Here is a 16,399-nt window from a genome sequence, read left to right as displayed (position 1 = left end):
ACTTTACGGTTAGAAAATTGACCGCATCCTAACAGCTGGCGCAGTTTTCCTTTAAAGACACTTTAGTTATAGCCCTAGAAGTTTGCGCCCTGATCCACGCCGAAAATCGCCTCGGCAATGGATTCAACGGTCTGCGGGCCCACCAGTGTGCGCCGCCACTCCCCGTCGCGACCGATAATCAGGGTAGACGGTAAAACCTGCGGCATGGGCTGCCCCCAACGCCCCTGGGGAGCCGCCGCGAGCAGCGGGAACTGGATACCGAACTTGTCCGCCTGCTGGCGCACCTGCTCTGCCGGTAACTGATCAAAGTTGATACCGAGCACCAGCACCTGCTCGCTGTGCTCCCGGTAGAACGCATTCAACTCGGGAATTTCCTCGCGACAGGGTGCGCACCATTCTGCCCAATAGTTCACCAGCAGGATCTTGCCCTCGCCGGCCAGGGGTTCGCCACTGAGTGCCTGCATTCCACCCGGGGACTTGCCGCAACCGGCGATTAGCGACACCGCCAGCAACGCTACCCACACCTTTGAAAACAGCGCGGCATATGGCAATCCCGCAGCGCGCCGGCGGACCTCAGGACTTGGCTGTTTTAGTTGTCGACTTGCCACTGCGGGCATTGCGGCTACTCCCTTTATTATTGGTTTTCTTGCTGTCCTTCTGCTCCGCCGCCGCACTGCTTTCCGGTGGCGGCAGCGCGGGCTCCGCATCCGCGGTATCCACGGATTTCTCCAGCATCTCCGTAGCCATGGATTCCCGGAACAGATCCCCCAGGCTCTGGGAGAACTGCTTGCGGGAATATTCCCGCGCCTCGCGGAAACGCGCATCCACCTGCCGGTACCAGGGCCGCTGCTGCAGTTCGCGGTGGGCATTTTCCGGCAGCGGCGTGGGATGCAGCCAGTCTGCCAGTTGCTGCAGGGTGATGGAATCCAGGTCGCGCACCAGTACATAGTCGTTGCGGTCGGTCTGGGAAATCACCCGGTTGGATTGCAGTACCTCGCGGATATGCCGCCACTGTGAAGGCCGGATACCCGCGCGGGAAATATCCTGCTCGCATACCGGCATCCCCTTCTGATAATTGCTGAAGAACTTCCACAGCAACGACAGGGTGGCCACCAGATCAGAATAATTTCGCCCCTGGGCCGCAGCGTGATAGGCAGACAGGGTCCGTACCAGCACGCAGCCCGCCAGCACGATCATCCACATCAGGTAAATCCAGATCAGAAACAGCGGCACGAATGCGAAGGCACCGTAAATCGCTTGTACCGAACTACGCGCGACGATGGCACCAAACAGGTACTTGGCCGCTTCAAACGCAAAGGCGGTAATCACACCGCCGGCAAGACCGTGGCGCAGGGGAACACGGCAGTTGGGCACGGCGACAAACAGCAGGGTGAAGGCAATTGCGGTAAACACCCATGGCAGAATCCGCAATACCACAGGCAACAGCCCCAGGCTGTCGTTTTGCGCGAGAACTTTCTGTGAAAACAGATAAGTGGTTGCGGCCATCCCGGCCCCGAGCAGGATCGGCCCCAGGCTCAGAATTGCCCAGTACAAAAGAAAGCTGGAAACCCCGCGACGCCCCTTGGGAATATCCCAGATGGCATTGAACGTGGCCTCGATGTTTTTCAACATGAATCCGGCGGTCAACAACAGCAGGCCGATACCCGCACCGGTGAGGCGCTGGGCCTGGGAAGAAAAACTGCTGATGTACTCCTGCACATCACGCCCGCTCTCCGGCACGAAGTGGGAAAAAATCTGCTGCTGGATCTTGCTTTCGAGACCGGCAAAATCCGGAAACAACGACAGCATGGCGTAACTAACAGTTACCAGGGGAACAATCGCAAACAGCGTCATGTAGGTGAGCGCCGCCGCATTCTGTCGGCAGTTTTTTTCGTTGAATACCGTCCACAGGGAAGTAAAAAAGCGACGCCAGCGATGCACCATTTCAGTCATGGGTCTTCTCAGTTTGTTATATAGCCACGACTGCCGGAACCGCGTACGGGTTCCGTGCAGAAAACCGTGTATTCTGTCTAAAAAGTACGCCATACCTCAGCGTAGTCGACGAATGCGGCGGGTTCATGGACGCCCCACCACCACCTGTTAGAATACGCCAAACCTTAACAGGATACCCCTTCAATGTGGACGATCTATCACAACCCGCGCTGTTCAAAATCCCGCCAGACCCTGCAATTGCTGCAGGACAACAATATCGAACCGGAGGTGGTGCTGTATCTGGAAACACCGCCGGATGCCGCCACACTCAAAAGCCTGCTGGGTAAACTGGGCATCGGCGCACGCGACCTGCTGCGCAAGGGCGAAGACGCCTACAAGGCACTGAACCTGAAAGATGCAGCCCTGGCCGACGATGCCCTTATCGAGGCAATGGTGACGAACCCCAAACTAATCGAGCGCCCGATCGTGGTCAAAGGCGACAAGGCTGTTCTCGGCCGTCCGCCGGAAAATGTGCTGGAGCTGATCTGATGGCCACAGCGCCCTACATTCTGATCCTCTATTACAGCCGCAGCGGCGCAACCGCCAAAATGGCCGCCGAGCTCGCCCGCGGCGTCGAGCAACAGGGAATGAGCGCACGCCTGCGTACCGTGCCGCCGGTCTCCCCGGATACCGAAGCAAGCTTGGCGCCGGTGCCCGACAGTGGCGCGCCCTACTGCACAACGGACGATCTGCGCCAGTGCGCCGGCCTGCTGCTCGGCAGCCCGACGCGCTTCGGCAATATGGCCGCCCCGCTGCGCTATTTTCTCGACCAGACCAGTGACATGTGGCTCGATGGCAGCCTAACCGGCAAGCCTGCCGCGGTATTCACTTCCACCGGCAGCCTGCACGGCGGACAGGAGAGCACGCTGATCTCGATGATGCTGCCCCTACTGCACCACGGCATGGTCATCGCCGGTATCCCCTACTCTGAAGCCGCGCTGATGCACACCACCACCGGTGGCACCCCATACGGCGCATCCCACTGGGCCAGCGGTAGCGACACCAGCGACCTGAGCGAAGACGAAACCATCCTGTGTCGCGCTCTCGGCCAGCGCATCGGCACCCTCGCCCAGCAGTTGCTGGTGAAACCCGGCCAGGAACAGGGAGATCACCATGGCTAAAAAAGCCAAACCCATCGACCCGGTGCGCGTTGCTCGCAAGCTGGAAATTGCCCGCAAACTCAACTGGGTCTGCTATGGCGGCCTTCTGCTACTGTTCGCTGTATGGAACCTGTTTCTCGGCGGCTCCATTAAGTGGTGGCTGCTACAGACGGTGCCTCTGCTACTGGTGCTGCCGGGGTTGCTCAAGCAGCGTCAACGCAGCTACTTATGGCTGTGTTTTATCCTGCTGCTGTACATCACCGCCGGAATCGTCGACGTAATGATGCCTGGGCGCGGCTGGCAGCATGGCGTATTAACCGCCCTCAGCCTTATCCTGTTTGTATCTGCAATGATGACCAGCCGCTGGCAGGTGCAATTGCACAACGCGAACACCTAGAACTACAACAGACCGACACAAGGAGTTTCAGGTTTGACCGAAGCAACCCGTCACCGCGGTCCCATCCGCAGTTTTTTTGGTGCCATTGGCGGCGCCATCACCTGGCTGCGCCGGGTATTCACCAACCTGCTGTTCCTTTTGCTGTTACTGTTCATTGGCATGGCCATATTTGGCGGTGAAGAGCGCATCACCGTGCCCCAGGGGGCTGCGCTGAAAGTCGCACCGGGTGGCTACCTGGTGGACGAAGTGAGCCAGCCCAGTGGCGTGCCCGCATTTTTTGGCGGCCCGGCTACACCCCCGGAGACCCGGGTAAAAGACCTGGTCGACGCCATCGACCGCGCTGCCAACGACAACCGCATCGCCGCGCTGGTGCTGGAACTGGATCACCTCGGTGGCGCCAGCCTCAGCAAGCTCGAAGAGGTGGGCGAGGCCGTACGCCGCTTCAAGTCCAGCGACAAGCCGGTCTACGCCATTGGCGACAACTTCACCCAGGGCCAGTACTTCCTCGCCAGCCACGCCGACAAGGTCTACATGAATCCCATGGGCTCTCTGTTGCTGACCGGCTTCGGCAGCTATCGCAATTACTACAAAAGTGCCCTGGACAAGCTCAAAATCAATTTCCACGTGTTTCGGGTCGGCGATTACAAAGACTTTATTGAGCCGTACACCCGTGACGACATGAGCCCGGCATCGCGGGAAAACAACGCCCGCTGGCTGCACCAGCTGTGGAGCGAGTACACGGAACAGGTCACCGGCCTGCGCAACCTGCCGCCCAATGCGGTGGACGCCTATATCGCCGACCTGCCGCAAAACCTGCGCGCTGAAGGCGGTAGCTGGGCGGATGCAGCGCTCGCCAACAAGTTTGTGGACAAGTTGCTCACCCGTCGCGCCGCAGTGGCGGAGCTGCAGGAGCTGGTTGGGGTCAACGAAGCCGACAAATCCCAGTACAAGGCTATCAATGCCATGGACTACCTGCGGCATATGAAGCTGACCAACCTGCCGGATCCCCGTCAGCACAAAGAAAAGATCGGTTTGATCAGTGCCGCCGGCGCCATCGTCGACGGTGAGGCACCCGCCGGGCAGATCGGCAGTGCCACCCTGGGCGACCTGATCGCCGAGGCCCGCGAGAAAAAGGTCAAGGCCCTGGTGCTGCGCATCGACAGCCCCGGCGGCTCCGCCTTTGCCTCCGAGGCCATCCGCCAGGAACTGCTCGCCACCCGTGAAGCGGGCATCCCGGTAGTCATTTCCATGGGCAGTGTCGCCGCTTCCGGTGGCTACTGGATCGCCGCCGGCGGCGACCGCATCTGGGCTTCCCCGTCCACCATCACCGGATCCATCGGTGTGTTTGGTGCCTTCCCCACGTTTGAGGAATCCCTGGAGCACCTGGGTGTATACAACGACGGTGTGGGCACTACCGAGCTGGCCGGCACCATGCGCCTGGATCGCGCACTGCCGGAAGCTGCCGCGGATATCCTGCAGCAGGGCGTGGAGCATACTTACAGCCAGTTCCTGCAACTGGTAGCGGAAGCCCGCAACAGTACACCGCAGGAAATCCATAAAATTGCCCAGGGCCAGGTATGGACCGGACGCACTGCCCATAAACTGGGACTGGTGGATGAGCTTGGCAACCTGAAGGACGCCATTGCCGACGCGGCACAGGTCGCCAACCTGGAAGACTACGAAATCGTGGAGATTCAGCGCGAACTGACCACCAGTGAAAAGCTGATGCGCGCGCTGGCCGATAACGTAGACGCCAGAGTTGCCGCCAGCGTCGAGCAGAACCTGCCGCTGGGAGCCTGGTTCAGCAGCCTGCAACCCGCGCTGCAACCACTGGCAGAACTGAAAACCTTCCGCGATCCCCGAGCACTGTATGTACGCTGCATGAGCTGCGTCGCGCCCTGAGCAGCCCCCTGAACGTCCGCCCCGCCGGTATTGCCGGTGAGGGCTGGCGCTGTTCTCATCCCCACGATACTGCTCCGACACCGCCCCCGACACCAGTCGCACCACTTTGCCGCACGCAAAATATCTCGGAGCACGAAGCGCCCCAATTTGGCGCAGTTTCGCCACTATCCCCAGGGGCACCGACCCAACATAATGAATTCTTCGCCAATCAATGGCCTGAAAGCACCGTCGTAGCTCACTTTTCGCCGACTGGCACTATTTTTGGATTGAGGTATTGGTAGTACGCAAATGACTAATCGATAAATTTCCCACCAGCCCGGATTTCAATGACTGCCAAACAGCAAGCGCCGTACCCTTCCACCGAAATTCAGTGGCTGATCGCCAGTGACCTGGATGGGACCCTGCTGGACCACTTCAGTTACTCCCATCAACCGGCGGATGCCACCCTGGCCGAACTCGAAGCCAGCGGGATCCCGGTCATTCTCAACAGCAGCAAGACTCGCGATGAGATGCTAGAACTGCGCCGGGTGCTGAACAACCAGCATCCGTTTATCGTGGAAAATGGATCGGCGATTTTCATTCCCCGCGGCTACTTTCCCCATAAGCCGGAACGGGCCCGTGAAGAAGCGGGCTACTGGGTGTTGGAACCCGGTGCACGCCGGGACTGTATCCTCGACTTCCTGAAACAGGATAGCGAGGCCCACGGCGCTCCCTATTTAAACTTCGCCGCTGCATCCACCGCGGAGATTGTGGCCGCCACTGGCCTCTCCCAGGGGGAAGCGGAAAAGGCCAATCAGCGCGGCTATTCCGAACCCCTGCTGTGGCAGGGAGATACGCAGCAGAAACTCGCTTTTACCGCGCGCGCCAATGCCTCCGGATTCGCCACCCTGCAGGGGGGCCGCTTCCTGCATGTACTGGGCCAGACGGACAAAGGCCTGGCTACCAAACTGCTGAAAAAAACCTATCAGCAATACACCGATCGAGATTGCAAACTTATCGCCAGTGGCGACGGCCCCAATGACCTGGACATGCTCAAGGTCGCAGATATCGCCATCATTGTGCGCTCTCCCGCACACCAGCCCCCTACCCTTTCCCACCATCCCTCGCTGATCGTCACCCGCGAAACCGGGCCCCGGGGTTGGGCGGAGGCCATTGCAGAAATTTTCGCCCCGGACTCCGCGTCCACAGAGCGGGCCCGCACTTAATTCAGAACGCAAAATAGGAAGTGAACCGTGACCGACTTTTTTCAGAATGGCGACATCACGACCCTGCACAACCTCTCCAACCGCAGCCTGGAAGATATGGAGGCGGACCTGATCCGCTTCTCCAAGCATCGCCCCATGTCCCTGCTGCTGCCCTCGCTCTATTCGGAACTGGAAGGCGAGGCCCTGCCAAAGATTCTGAAAATCCTCTCCGAAGTACCCTATCTCTCAGAAATCGTCATTGGCCTGGACCGCGCCGACGAATCCCAGTATCGCGACGCACTCAAGCAGTTCAGTGTGTTGCCCCAGCATGTGCGGGTACTGTGGAACGACGGTCCGCGCCTGCGGGAACTGGACGCGCAGCTGCAGCGGGACGGGCTGGCGCCCAAGGATGCTGGCAAGGGCCGCAATGTATGGTATTGCCTGGGATACATACTGGCGTCGCGCCGGGGGGAAGCCATTGCACTGCACGACTGCGATATCGTCACCTACGACCGCGCCATGCTCGCGCGCCTGTTCTACCCCGTGGCAAACCCCAACTTCAACTACGAGTTCTGCAAGGGGTATTACTCCCGTGTGGCCAACGGCAAAATCAATGGCCGAGTGTGTCGACTGCTGGTCACCCCGCTGATCCGTACCCTGAAAAAGATCTACGGACACACGCCCTACCTGGAATATATGGACAGCTTCCGCTATTCCCTCGCCGGTGAGTTTTCTTTCCGCCGCGACGTAATCAATGACCTGCGGATTCCCAGTGACTGGGGGCTGGAGATCGGCGTGCTCTCGGAAATGCACCGCAATTACTCAACCAACCGCTTGTGCCAGGTGGATATTGCCCACGCCTACGATCACAAGCACCAGGATGTTTCATTCGACGATGAACACGGCGGCCTGTCCAAAATGTCCATCGACATCGCCAAGTCGTTTTTCCGCAAGCTGGCCACCCAGGGCACCGTGTTCTCGTCAGAGACTTTCCGCAGCATCAAGGCCACCTATTTTCGTGTGGCCCTGGACTTTGTGGAAACCTATCGCAATGACGCCATCATTAATGGCCTGAATTTTGATATCCATAAGGAAGAGCAGACAGTGGAACTCTTCGCCAGCAACCTGGTGAAAGCCGGGCAGGCGTTTCTCGATAACCCGATGGAGACGCCATTCATTCCCAGCTGGAACCGGATTACCAGCGCCGAGCCGGGCTTCCTGAAGCAGCTAAAACAGGCTGTGGAGACGGACTACGAAGAGTACAACGTCTGATCCAGTCAATGACGACCCAACAGCCCAATAAAAAATACCTGGAAACCGGGGGGATATCGTGAGCCATTCCAACTCTCAAGTTCCAATCAAGGAGGTTCTCCACCAGAAGGTGGTGGACCACCTGACCTTTATCTATCCGCAGCTGGAGATCGAGCCCATTGCGCAGGATCTGATCCGCACCATGCGTCTGGATGAGGACTGCCAGAGCCCCCTGGCCCACAAAAACCTCTGGGACCAGACGGATATTGCCGTCATCACCTACGGCAACAGCATCATCAACGGCAACCAGCCCCCACTGAAGACCCTGCACCATTTTCTGCATACGCACTTCCCGATGCTGATCAATACGGTGCATATTCTGCCGTTCTTCCCCTACACCAGTGACGATGGCTTTGCGGTATCTGCTTACAAGCAGGTGGATCCTCCGCTCGGGGACTGGAACGACATACTGCGTATCAGCACGGACTTCCACCTGATGGCGGACCTCGTCATCAACCACTGCTCGGCGCAGCACGACTGGTTCCTGAACTACCAGAAAGGAGAGGAACCCGGCAGTGACTTCTTCGTGGAGATGGACCCGAAGGAAGATCTCAGCAAAGTGGTTCGGCCCCGGGTCACCCCACTTCTGCGAGCCACCACTACCCCCCGCGGTACCCGCCACGTGTGGTGCACATTCGGCCACGACCAGATCGACCTGAACTTCGCCAACCCCAAGGTGCTGGCCAAAATCGTCGACATTATCCGCCTGTACCTGGACATGGGCGTACGGGTGTTCCGGCTGGATGCGGTGGCGTTTATCTGGAAAGAACTGGGCACCAACTGCCTGAACCTGGCAGAAACCCATGAGATCGTGCGCCTGCTACGCACGCTGATCGAACACGCCAACCCCAATGCGGTGATCATCACCGAAACCAATATTCCCAACCAGGAGAATCTTTCGTACTTCGGCAATGCCAACGAAGCGCACTGTATCTACAATTTCTCCCTGCCGCCCCTGCTGGTCAACACACTGGTCACCGGCAACTGCCGGTACCTGAAAAACTGGCTGATGAGCATGCCGCCGGCACAGAACGGCACCACCTATTTCAATTTCATCGCTTCCCATGATGGCATCGGCTTGCGTCCGGTAGAGGGGCTACTCGAAGACAGTGAACAGGAAGCACTGATCCAGACCATGGAAAACTTTGGCGGCCAGATTTCCTGGCGCGCCCTGGATGACGGCAGTAACAAGCCCTACGAGATCAATATTTCGCTGATTGATGCCCTCAAAGGGACCACCGAGGGTGAAGACGAGTGGCAATTGCGACGCTTTATCTGCGCACATGCCATTATGCTGGCTCTGGAGGGGATTCCCGCGTTTTATCTGCACAGTCTGATGGGCACCACCAACGACTACGAGCGAATGAAAGAGCACGGCCACAACCGTGCGATCAATCGCCGCCAGTGGCAGGAACATGAGCTGAACGAAGTGCTGGCGGACCCGGAAAGCCACCACCACCATGTGTTCCACCAGCTGCGCAAACTGATTCAGCTGCGACGGGATCAGCCGGCCTTCCATCCCAACGCCACACAGTTCACTTTGCACCTGGGGGATCAGGTATTTGCCTTCTGGCGCCAGAGCCTGGATCGCAGGCAGAGTATTTTCTGCCTGAATAATATCTCCGACCAACCACAGACCATTTCGCTCAACGCCATCAACCTGATTGGCACCGACGAATGGAAAGACCTGATCAGTGATGTCACCTTCCACGATATGCTGGCCACGCTAACCCTGGATCCCTACCAGACCCTGTGGATCAGCAACCGCTGGTAAACCGTGTGCGACGCCCCGGAGAGTAGGGTTCTCCTGGGCCCAACTCACTACCGCCGCGGTTCTATACCGCGGCGGAAGTCGCTCCCCGCCCCCAGCGCACTTCATTCCCCGCCGCCGGTAACGCCGGAATATTCTGAGCCAGCAGCAGAGACCCCGCGGCCATGGCCGCACCGCACCAGAACACCGCGGCCGGCGAGGCCAACCACATCAAACCGAACATCACCGGAATCACCACCGCTGCGATATGGTTGATGGTAAAGCTCACCGCAGCAGACGAGGCGATATCCCGGTCATCCACAATTTTCTGGAAATAGGTTTTGATCGCGATGGCCATGGAGAAAAACAGGTGGTCGATAATATACAGCGCCGCGGCCGCAGTGGCCGTTTCCACGATCGCGTAACCGCCGAAGACAATAATCAGTCCGATATATTCGAGTGTCAGGGCCCTACGCTCGCCGAAACGCACAATAAATCGGCCGATCTTGGGCGCCAGATACAGGTTAAGCAGGTGGTTGGCGATAAACAGCTGGGCTATCTCCGCCACACTGTAGCCGAATTTCTCCACCATCAGAAATCCGGCAAACACCACAAATATCTGGCGGCGGGCACCGCTCATAAAAGTCAGCGCGTAATACAGCCAGTAACGTTTACGCAAAATAATCTTGCGATGCTGCACATGGGGTTGTTCGAATGCAGGAAACATCAGCCAAAGCGCAGCAACAATCGCGACAGTGATCCCGCCACCCAGCAAATAAATCCAGGTGTAATCCAGTTGCAGCATGTCCGAGGCAATCCACACCAGCCCGTACGCCACGAGAGACGCAAAAGAGCCGACCGCCACAATGCGCCCGAGCCAGATGGCCGAGGTCTCTTTGGGCAGCCACTGCAGGGCCAGTGACGTTTTCAGGGCCTCGTAATAATGGAAACCCACCGACATCAACAAGGTAGTGCACAGCAGACCGAGGGTGGAAGGAAAATAGCCGGTCAGCGCTACCCCCACCCCGGTCGCGATCAATGAGATAAAAGCCAGGCGCTGCTCGCGGACCAGAAACAGCACGAATACCACGGTAAACGCGAGGAATCCGGGTATCTCCCGCACACTCTGCAGCAGACCGATTTCCGCACCGCTAAATTGCGCACGCTCGATCACAAAATTGTTCAGTAGCGCCTGCCACACACCGAAGGAAAGCGGCATTGCCAGCGCCAGCAGCAGTAACAGAATTTCCGGGCGACGCCAGTTGAATTGGGAAAGCATGAAAATCAGTTCTCTGCAGAATCAGATTGATGGATACGCAGTTGACGGAGGGCACCGCTGAGCCAGGCAAGTACAAAAGCCACCAGGCTGAAAATACCGGCCCACCACAGGGTAGTCAGCGGGGCGGAAAACTCACTGATAGCGCCCGCCACCAGCGCGCCAATCGCCGCACACCCGAACAGCGACAATTGATAGATCGAAATGATCCGGCTGCGCACCTGCTCTGGAGCCAGCAATTGCACAATCGACTTGCCCAGCGCCGCAGAGGCAGCAGCTACCGCGCCCCAGCAAGCACACAGGAACATCAGCCCATAGACCGTGGGGCCAAAACTTATGGCGATCAGTAATGCAGCGCTGTAGAGCAGGCACATCAGCACACCGCGCCCGGGCGTATCACCCTGCCCCCGGCGCAACATGGTCACGGTCGCCACGACGGTTCCCAGTACAAATGCAATCTGCAGGGTCGCGTAATAACTGGCTCCGCGACCGTAGCTTTCCGCCATCAGTGGCAGCACCACCAGGAATACGCCGATATGTACCAGGCCGTTGAATCCCACAAGCAGTACCAGTTCGAAAATCGCACGGCTGTTTTTTACCTCGGCAAACCCCTCAAGCAATGCCCGCGGCAGCTTCTGACGGGCCGCGTGTGGTGCCGGCCCCAGATGACGCAGGGAAAAGAAAAACAGTGCGGCGGCGAGCAGAACGCCTACCTGGATCATCAACAACAGTTCCGCGCCCCACTGATCGAAGCGGCTTGCCAGCAGCATTCCTACCGCCTGGCCACCGTACTGGGCCAGCATCATCCAAGTCACGGTATGCTGAACCCGCGCTTCGCTCAGACGTGAGCTGCCATCTTCAGGTGTGCGCGCGCACCGCTGCACCAGATTGTCCCGGGCCGGCTGCAGGAATGCGGTGCAGATGCCAAGGCTCACGCCGTACAGCAATAGGAGGTGAAGGCTGGGAAGCCGATCTAACAGGTAGTAAGCCAGCGCCGTATGACACAGGCCCAGGCCGATACAGGACAGTGCCGCCACACGCGCCGAGTCGAAGCGGTCCGCGAGTGCGCCGCCAAACAGAAGAAAAACCAGATTGGGTAGCAGCACCGATGCCTGGACCCAACCCAGCTGCAGGGCTGGCAGTTCGACCAGCGCCACCGCGATCCACGGCAGCAGTACCACCTGCAGGCCGGTGGCCAGGGAGGTGCCGCTATAGCCCAGCAGAAATGTTCGCAGCCGTGCGGCCAGTGCGGGAAATGCCATTACAGAATCCGGAAATGCGTTTGCGCGCTGCCACCGGAGGACTGGATTGCGTTCCCAGCCGCAATCCTGCGCTGCTCCCGGCGCAGTTCAGGCGGGCACCAGCGCCCACCCGAGGGGGCGCTATTGTCCCACAGATTGACCTTCCGTGGGGCTGTCGGTGTGCCGCAGCCCCCCCCGGGCCAGACGCAGAGGCCAGAAGGTTCTCAACAGACGCCGCAACTGTTTTTCCGCCTGCTCGTCATCCCCATAGGCAGCTTTTTCATATGCACTGGTAATGCGCGCAGCCATCGGACCGAGGCGCGGCAATTCGCGCTCAATCCTGCGCGCGTAGTCCCCCGGAGTTTCACCGAAATTGCGCGCCAGCCCGGCACCCGCCATGCGCTGGCAGAAACGCAGATACAGCCGGCTGCTAGTAGGCAGTGCCGGGCCGCGGCTGGACAGCTTCAGCCACACGAATAAACACACCAGCGCCAGCAGCATGGGCAACCCGATAAACAGCGCCATCCGCAGGGGAGAAACCTCTCCCAGTATTCTTCGCAGTAATCCCTGCTGCCGCTCGCTATCGAAACTCACTACCGCCTTGTACCAGCGATAGTTGACCATGTCCCACTGCAGCCGCAGCCGGGAGACAAACGCGAATTTGTGCAGCGGAACCAGCGAATCCTGCATAAATTCGTCCGCGGCAGCACTCTGCAGACCATCGCGAATCCGCTCCGGTGCGACCGCCGCCGTCGGATCCACTCGCACCCAGCCCCGTGCCGGCAGCCAGATTTCCGCCCAGGCGTGGGCATCGTACTGGCGCACCAGCAAATATTCCTCCTGCTCAACCCACTCGCCGCCCTGATAGCCAGCGACTACACGGGCCGGAACCCCAGCCGCCCGCATGGTAAACACGTAACTGCTGGCAAAGTGCTCACAGAAGCCCTCGCGGGTGGCAAACAGGAATTCATCCACACTGTCGTCACCCAAGGTGGGTGGCCGCAAGGTATAAGTGAAGCGGCGGTTGTAGAGATTCAGCAAGGCGTCGGAAATGGCCTCGGCACTCAACCCCTCGTCGCGCCGCGCCCGTGCCCAGGCCCGCGCCCGGGGATTACCCCGCGCGGGCAACTGCAGATGGCTGCGTCGCTCCAGGGCGCCCAGCTGCATATCGCTAGCGGCGTTGTCGCGGGGCCAGGAGCGCACATCGTAGGCGAGCCTGCTTGCCACCGGTGTCTTGTACACCAGGGTATCGTCGCCGGTCTCACGCACGCCGCGGGTCTCAGAATGCGGCCGGGCAAGAGCGAACAACCAGGGAGAGTTGCTGGGCTCCTGAATAACCTGGTAACGGTATCGCGGCCCCACTGCGGGAAGTGGTCGCTCACTGGCGTCGGTATCCTCGCCGCGGAGGCTGCGCCCATGACCGCGGTTACCCTGCCACGAACGCCCCCAGAGCCCGCCCCTGTCAGCGTCGGGCTCACTCCAGCTGCGGCCGTCGAAGTGGGTATATACCAACCCACGCCAGTAGCGCTGTTCCGGTGGCGGCACGGGACCGTCAAAACTGATGCGCAGGGCCGGCTTGGCGGACTTGGACAATTCGCTCAGGTCCCCGGGGCTCATGGAGTCACTGATGCCGGTACTCGCCGAGTTACTGTTCTGAGGCACCGCCCACAGGGGGCCGAGGCGCGGCACCACTACAAACAGCACCAGCATCACCGGCATCGCCTGCGCCAGCAGCTTGGCCGACAATCCTAACGCCCTGCCCGGGCGCGCACTGCCAAGGCCCTGCTGCGCGATCAGCGCAGCAGTGATGATCACAACACACAGAATGCCGTACAGCGCATAGGGAATCGTCTGTTCAAACACGAACAGGGTGGCGGCGAGGAAATACGCCAGCAGCAGGCTCAACAGGGCGTCCCGCCGACTCACCAGCTCGATATTTTTTAAGGTAAAAGATACCGCCAGAAGCGCCACCATGGGCTCCAGGGCAAACCAGCGCCGGTAAGTGAGTACCAGGCCGGCCAGTGCCAGGGAAACCGCCAGCAGCTTGACCATCCGCCCGGGCATCTCGCGCCGCCCGCGAAACACCTCCAGGCGCCAGTAAACGGCAAGGCACCAGCCACCCAGCAGCCAAAGAGGCAAGTGTGCAGAATGCGGCAGGAGTACCACCAGCTGCGCGGCAAAAATCCACAGCAGGCTCTCCCGCGGCAGCAGTGATTCCAGCTGACTACCCCCCCCGCTCATTGACTGATCCCCTGAACCGGGAACAACGCCAGGCGAGTGAGTACCTGCTGCCGATGCGCGGTGCCAAGGTCGGGCGCTATGGTCTGCCCGGGGATACGCAAGCCGTAGGGGACCTGCGCGCGATCCGCCTCCAGCACCCAGGCACAGAGGTTGCTGAGGCGGGTTTCCACATCTCGGCCTCCCAGCAGGTCCCAGTCCAGCCACAGATGCTGATCACTGCCGGAGGCGTATTCCTTACTGTAGAGGTCCCGCCCCCCGGCGTACTGTTTCCAGGCCACATGCCGCAGGGAGTCCCCCGGCTGATAATTTTTCAGTCCGGCAAAGTCGTCACCACCGCGGGCAAAGGCCTGCAGCTGCTCGCCCTCCCCAACACTGGCGCCAAAAGGCAGTGGTCCAGCGGACTTGGGTTGTGGATACACCAGAAACTCCACATCCAGGTCGACCCAACTCCAGCATGAGAACAGCCCCAGCGGAAAACGGCTGTGCACATAGATTCGCGGTGCGCGCACACGCCCGCGCTGTACCAGCGGGAGATCGAGGTGGACCTCCCGGGTATCGCTTTTAATAACGTCGGTAATAATGCCTTCTTCCGGAGGCCATGCCAGGCGCACGCGCTCGTGGCTGCGCTTACCGGTCTTGTGCAAAGCCAACCTGGCCCGCCCGAAATCGCCGGCAAACGCGGGCTCTGTATCCAGCAACTGCAGTTTCAGGCCAGACAGGTTGGCAAAGGTGTGTACCGGCAGTACCACAAACAATCCAACAAGCAGGAATGCGACAGCAAACACCAGGTTGTTTTCGTAATTGGTGCCGAGCAGCCACAGCAGGAAAATCACCAGCAGGAATCCCATGCCGGCGCCGGTGGGCAGTACGAAGAGTTTGCGGTGATCCAGAGTAACCTGGCGGGCGGCGGGCAGTCGGCGGTCCAGCCAGCGCAACCAGCGCGCGCGGAACAACGGCCGAATTGCCGTTTGGCCGGTTTCCGTGGGTGCGTCGCCGCTGTTTGCAAAGCGTTTTTCGAGCACGTCAAGGGCCTCAGGCGGCGATAATATCCACCTGGTGCATCATGCGTTCCACCAGCTGTGTGCCGTCGGTGCCATCCGTCTGCAGGCGGTGACCTGCAACGGCGGGCAAAACGGCCTGAAGGTCTTCCGGCAGCAGGTGGCCGCGGTTGTGGATCAGGGCCCAGGCGCGGGCCGCATGCAGCAGGGCCAGGGCCCCACGCGGGGAAAGGCCCACCGCACATTCGGGGCTCTGACGACTGTGCAGCACCAGGCGCTCCAGATAATCGAGCAGGGACTCGGATGCCTTTACCTGCCCCACCAGGGACTGCAGCTTGCGCAGCCCTTCGCTGTTGATACGGGGTTCGAGCTGGGCAAGTTGTGCGCGCGGGTCAACACCCTGAAACAGCGCGCGCTCGGCCTCACGGGTGGGATACCCGAGGCTGATACGCATCAGAAAGCGGTCGAGCTGGGATTCCGGCAATACGAAAGTACCGGATTGCTGCAGTGGATTCTGGGTGGCGATGACGAAAAAGGGCTCGGGCAACGCACGGGTTTCGCCGTCGATACTGACCTGACGCTCTTCCATGGCTTCAAGCAGCGCACTCTGGGTTTTGGGAGAGCTGCGGTTGATCTCATCAGCAAGCAGCAACTGGCTGAAAACAGGGCCTTCGTGGAAGCGGAACTGACCGGAGTCGCGCTCGAAAATACTCACGCCGAGAATATCGGCGGGCAGCATATCGCTGGTGAACTGGACGCGCTTGTAGCTGAGGCCGAGGACCTGTGCCAACGCGTGCGCCAATGTGGTTTTGCCCATACCGGGCAGGTCTTCGATCAACAGATGCCCGCGGGCCAGCAAGCAGGCCAAAGCCAGTTTTACCTGATGCTCTTTACCCAGAAGGACCTTGCCGATATCGGCAACAATCGCGGAAATGATTTTTTGCACGGCAAATCCATTACTGCTCAGTTTTTCTTCACTAGCCATTAATGATAGGCCTCGCAGTTAA

Annotated in this window: 14 protein-coding genes; 7 read left to right on the top strand and 7 right to left on the bottom strand. The window is 59.7% G+C overall.

What is annotated here, in order from left to right:
* Positions 1-74: 74 nt before the first annotated feature.
* Both ACONT6_RS05515 and ACONT6_RS05510 read right to left on the bottom strand, forming a co-directional pair.
* Complete coding sequence (locus ACONT6_RS05515) at positions 75-617, bottom strand: TlpA family protein disulfide reductase (protein WP_428820776.1); 543 nt, start codon at positions 615-617, stop codon at positions 75-77.
* Entirely contained in the window at positions 574-1,953 is a 1,380-nt protein-coding gene (locus tag ACONT6_RS05510) for a YihY family inner membrane protein (RefSeq protein WP_428820775.1), read from the bottom strand. The genes ACONT6_RS05515 and ACONT6_RS05510 overlap by 44 nt, the downstream gene beginning before the upstream one ends.
* 183 nt (positions 1,954-2,136) lie before the next feature.
* Here ACONT6_RS05510 and arsC point away from each other — a divergent pair, with 183 nt between their 5' ends.
* The 7 genes from arsC (at position 2,137) to ACONT6_RS05475 (ending at position 9,660) form a co-directional block, all read left to right on the top strand.
* On the top strand, positions 2,137-2,481 hold the full coding sequence (gene arsC / locus ACONT6_RS05505) for an arsenate reductase (glutaredoxin) (protein WP_428820774.1): 345 nt from the start codon (positions 2,137-2,139) through the stop codon (positions 2,479-2,481).
* Positions 2,481-3,113, top strand: coding sequence for an NAD(P)H:quinone oxidoreductase (wrbA, locus tag ACONT6_RS05500; RefSeq protein WP_428820773.1), 633 nt, complete (start codon positions 2,481-2,483; stop codon positions 3,111-3,113). The genes arsC and wrbA overlap by 1 nt, the downstream gene beginning before the upstream one ends.
* Positions 3,106-3,489 (top strand): DUF2069 domain-containing protein, encoded by a 384-nt coding sequence (locus tag ACONT6_RS05495; protein WP_428820772.1) that lies wholly within the window; start codon positions 3,106-3,108, stop codon positions 3,487-3,489. Before wrbA ends, ACONT6_RS05495 begins: the two co-directional genes overlap by 8 nt.
* A 33-nt stretch (positions 3,490-3,522) precedes the next feature.
* On the top strand, positions 3,523-5,391 hold the full coding sequence (gene sppA, locus ACONT6_RS05490; RefSeq protein WP_428820771.1) for a signal peptide peptidase SppA: 1,869 nt from the start codon (positions 3,523-3,525) through the stop codon (positions 5,389-5,391).
* A gap of 326 nt (positions 5,392-5,717) precedes the next feature.
* Positions 5,718-6,596, top strand: coding sequence for an HAD-IIB family hydrolase (locus tag ACONT6_RS05485; protein WP_428820770.1), 879 nt, complete (start codon positions 5,718-5,720; stop codon positions 6,594-6,596).
* 27 nt (positions 6,597-6,623) lie between these two features.
* Positions 6,624-7,847 carry a glycosyl transferase gene (locus ACONT6_RS05480; protein ID WP_078084604.1) on the top strand — a complete coding sequence of 408 codons (1,224 nt, stop codon included), beginning with the start codon at positions 6,624-6,626 and terminating at the stop codon, positions 7,845-7,847.
* A 58-nt stretch (positions 7,848-7,905) separates the two neighbouring features.
* Complete coding sequence (locus ACONT6_RS05475; RefSeq protein WP_428820769.1) at positions 7,906-9,660, top strand: sugar phosphorylase; 1,755 nt, start codon at positions 7,906-7,908, stop codon at positions 9,658-9,660.
* 61 nt (positions 9,661-9,721) lie between these two features.
* Here ACONT6_RS05475 and ACONT6_RS05470 read toward each other — a convergent pair whose 3' ends face one another.
* The 5 genes from ACONT6_RS05470 to ACONT6_RS05450 all read right to left on the bottom strand — a co-directional run bounded on the left by ACONT6_RS05470 (position 9,722) and on the right by ACONT6_RS05450 (position 16,338).
* Positions 9,722-10,915 (bottom strand): MFS transporter, encoded by a 1,194-nt coding sequence (locus tag ACONT6_RS05470; RefSeq protein WP_428820768.1) that lies wholly within the window; start codon positions 10,913-10,915, stop codon positions 9,722-9,724.
* Positions 10,916-10,920: 5 nt separating this feature from the next.
* The gene (locus ACONT6_RS05465; RefSeq protein ID WP_428820767.1) at positions 10,921-12,174 is read right to left on the bottom strand and encodes an MFS transporter; all 1,254 of its coding nucleotides are present in this window, start codon (positions 12,172-12,174) and stop codon (positions 10,921-10,923) included.
* A gap of 120 nt (positions 12,175-12,294) precedes the next feature.
* Positions 12,295-14,394, bottom strand: coding sequence for a transglutaminase TgpA family protein (locus ACONT6_RS05460; RefSeq protein ID WP_428820766.1), 2,100 nt, complete (start codon positions 14,392-14,394; stop codon positions 12,295-12,297).
* The gene (locus ACONT6_RS05455; RefSeq protein ID WP_428820765.1) at positions 14,391-15,416 is read right to left on the bottom strand and encodes a DUF58 domain-containing protein; all 1,026 of its coding nucleotides are present in this window, start codon (positions 15,414-15,416) and stop codon (positions 14,391-14,393) included. Before ACONT6_RS05455 ends, ACONT6_RS05460 begins: the two co-directional genes overlap by 4 nt.
* 10 nt (positions 15,417-15,426) lie before the next feature.
* Positions 15,427-16,338, bottom strand: coding sequence for an AAA family ATPase (locus tag ACONT6_RS05450; RefSeq protein ID WP_181255797.1), 912 nt, complete (start codon positions 16,336-16,338; stop codon positions 15,427-15,429).
* Positions 16,339-16,399 lie beyond the last annotated feature (61 nt).

Origin of the sequence: Microbulbifer sp. MCCC 1A16149 (assembly GCF_050368945.1) — a bacterium.
Lineage (GTDB): Bacteria > Pseudomonadota > Gammaproteobacteria > Pseudomonadales > Cellvibrionaceae > Microbulbifer.
The sequence above is the reverse complement of the archived record's forward strand: the minus strand, read 5'-3'. Positions and strand labels throughout refer to the sequence as shown.

Coding starts and splice junctions, on each gene's coding strand:
- ACONT6_RS05510 (WP_428820775.1), bottom strand. CDS start 1,953: ATGACTGAAATGGTGCATCGCTGGCGTCGCTTTTTTACTTCCCTGTGG.
- ACONT6_RS05460 (WP_428820766.1), bottom strand. CDS start 14,394: ATGAGCGGGGGGGGTAGTCAGCTGGAATCACTGCTGCCGCGGGAGAGC.
- ACONT6_RS05470 (WP_428820768.1), bottom strand. CDS start 10,915: ATGCTTTCCCAATTCAACTGGCGTCGCCCGGAAATTCTGTTACTGCTG.
- ACONT6_RS05495 (WP_428820772.1), top strand. CDS start 3,106: ATGGCTAAAAAAGCCAAACCCATCGACCCGGTGCGCGTTGCTCGCAAG.
- arsC (WP_428820774.1), top strand. CDS start 2,137: ATGTGGACGATCTATCACAACCCGCGCTGTTCAAAATCCCGCCAGACC.
- ACONT6_RS05515 (WP_428820776.1), bottom strand. CDS start 617: ATGCCCGCAGTGGCAAGTCGACAACTAAAACAGCCAAGTCCTGAGGTC.
- wrbA (WP_428820773.1), top strand. CDS start 2,481: ATGGCCACAGCGCCCTACATTCTGATCCTCTATTACAGCCGCAGCGGC.
- ACONT6_RS05485 (WP_428820770.1), top strand. CDS start 5,718: ATGACTGCCAAACAGCAAGCGCCGTACCCTTCCACCGAAATTCAGTGG.
- ACONT6_RS05465 (WP_428820767.1), bottom strand. CDS start 12,174: ATGGCATTTCCCGCACTGGCCGCACGGCTGCGAACATTTCTGCTGGGC.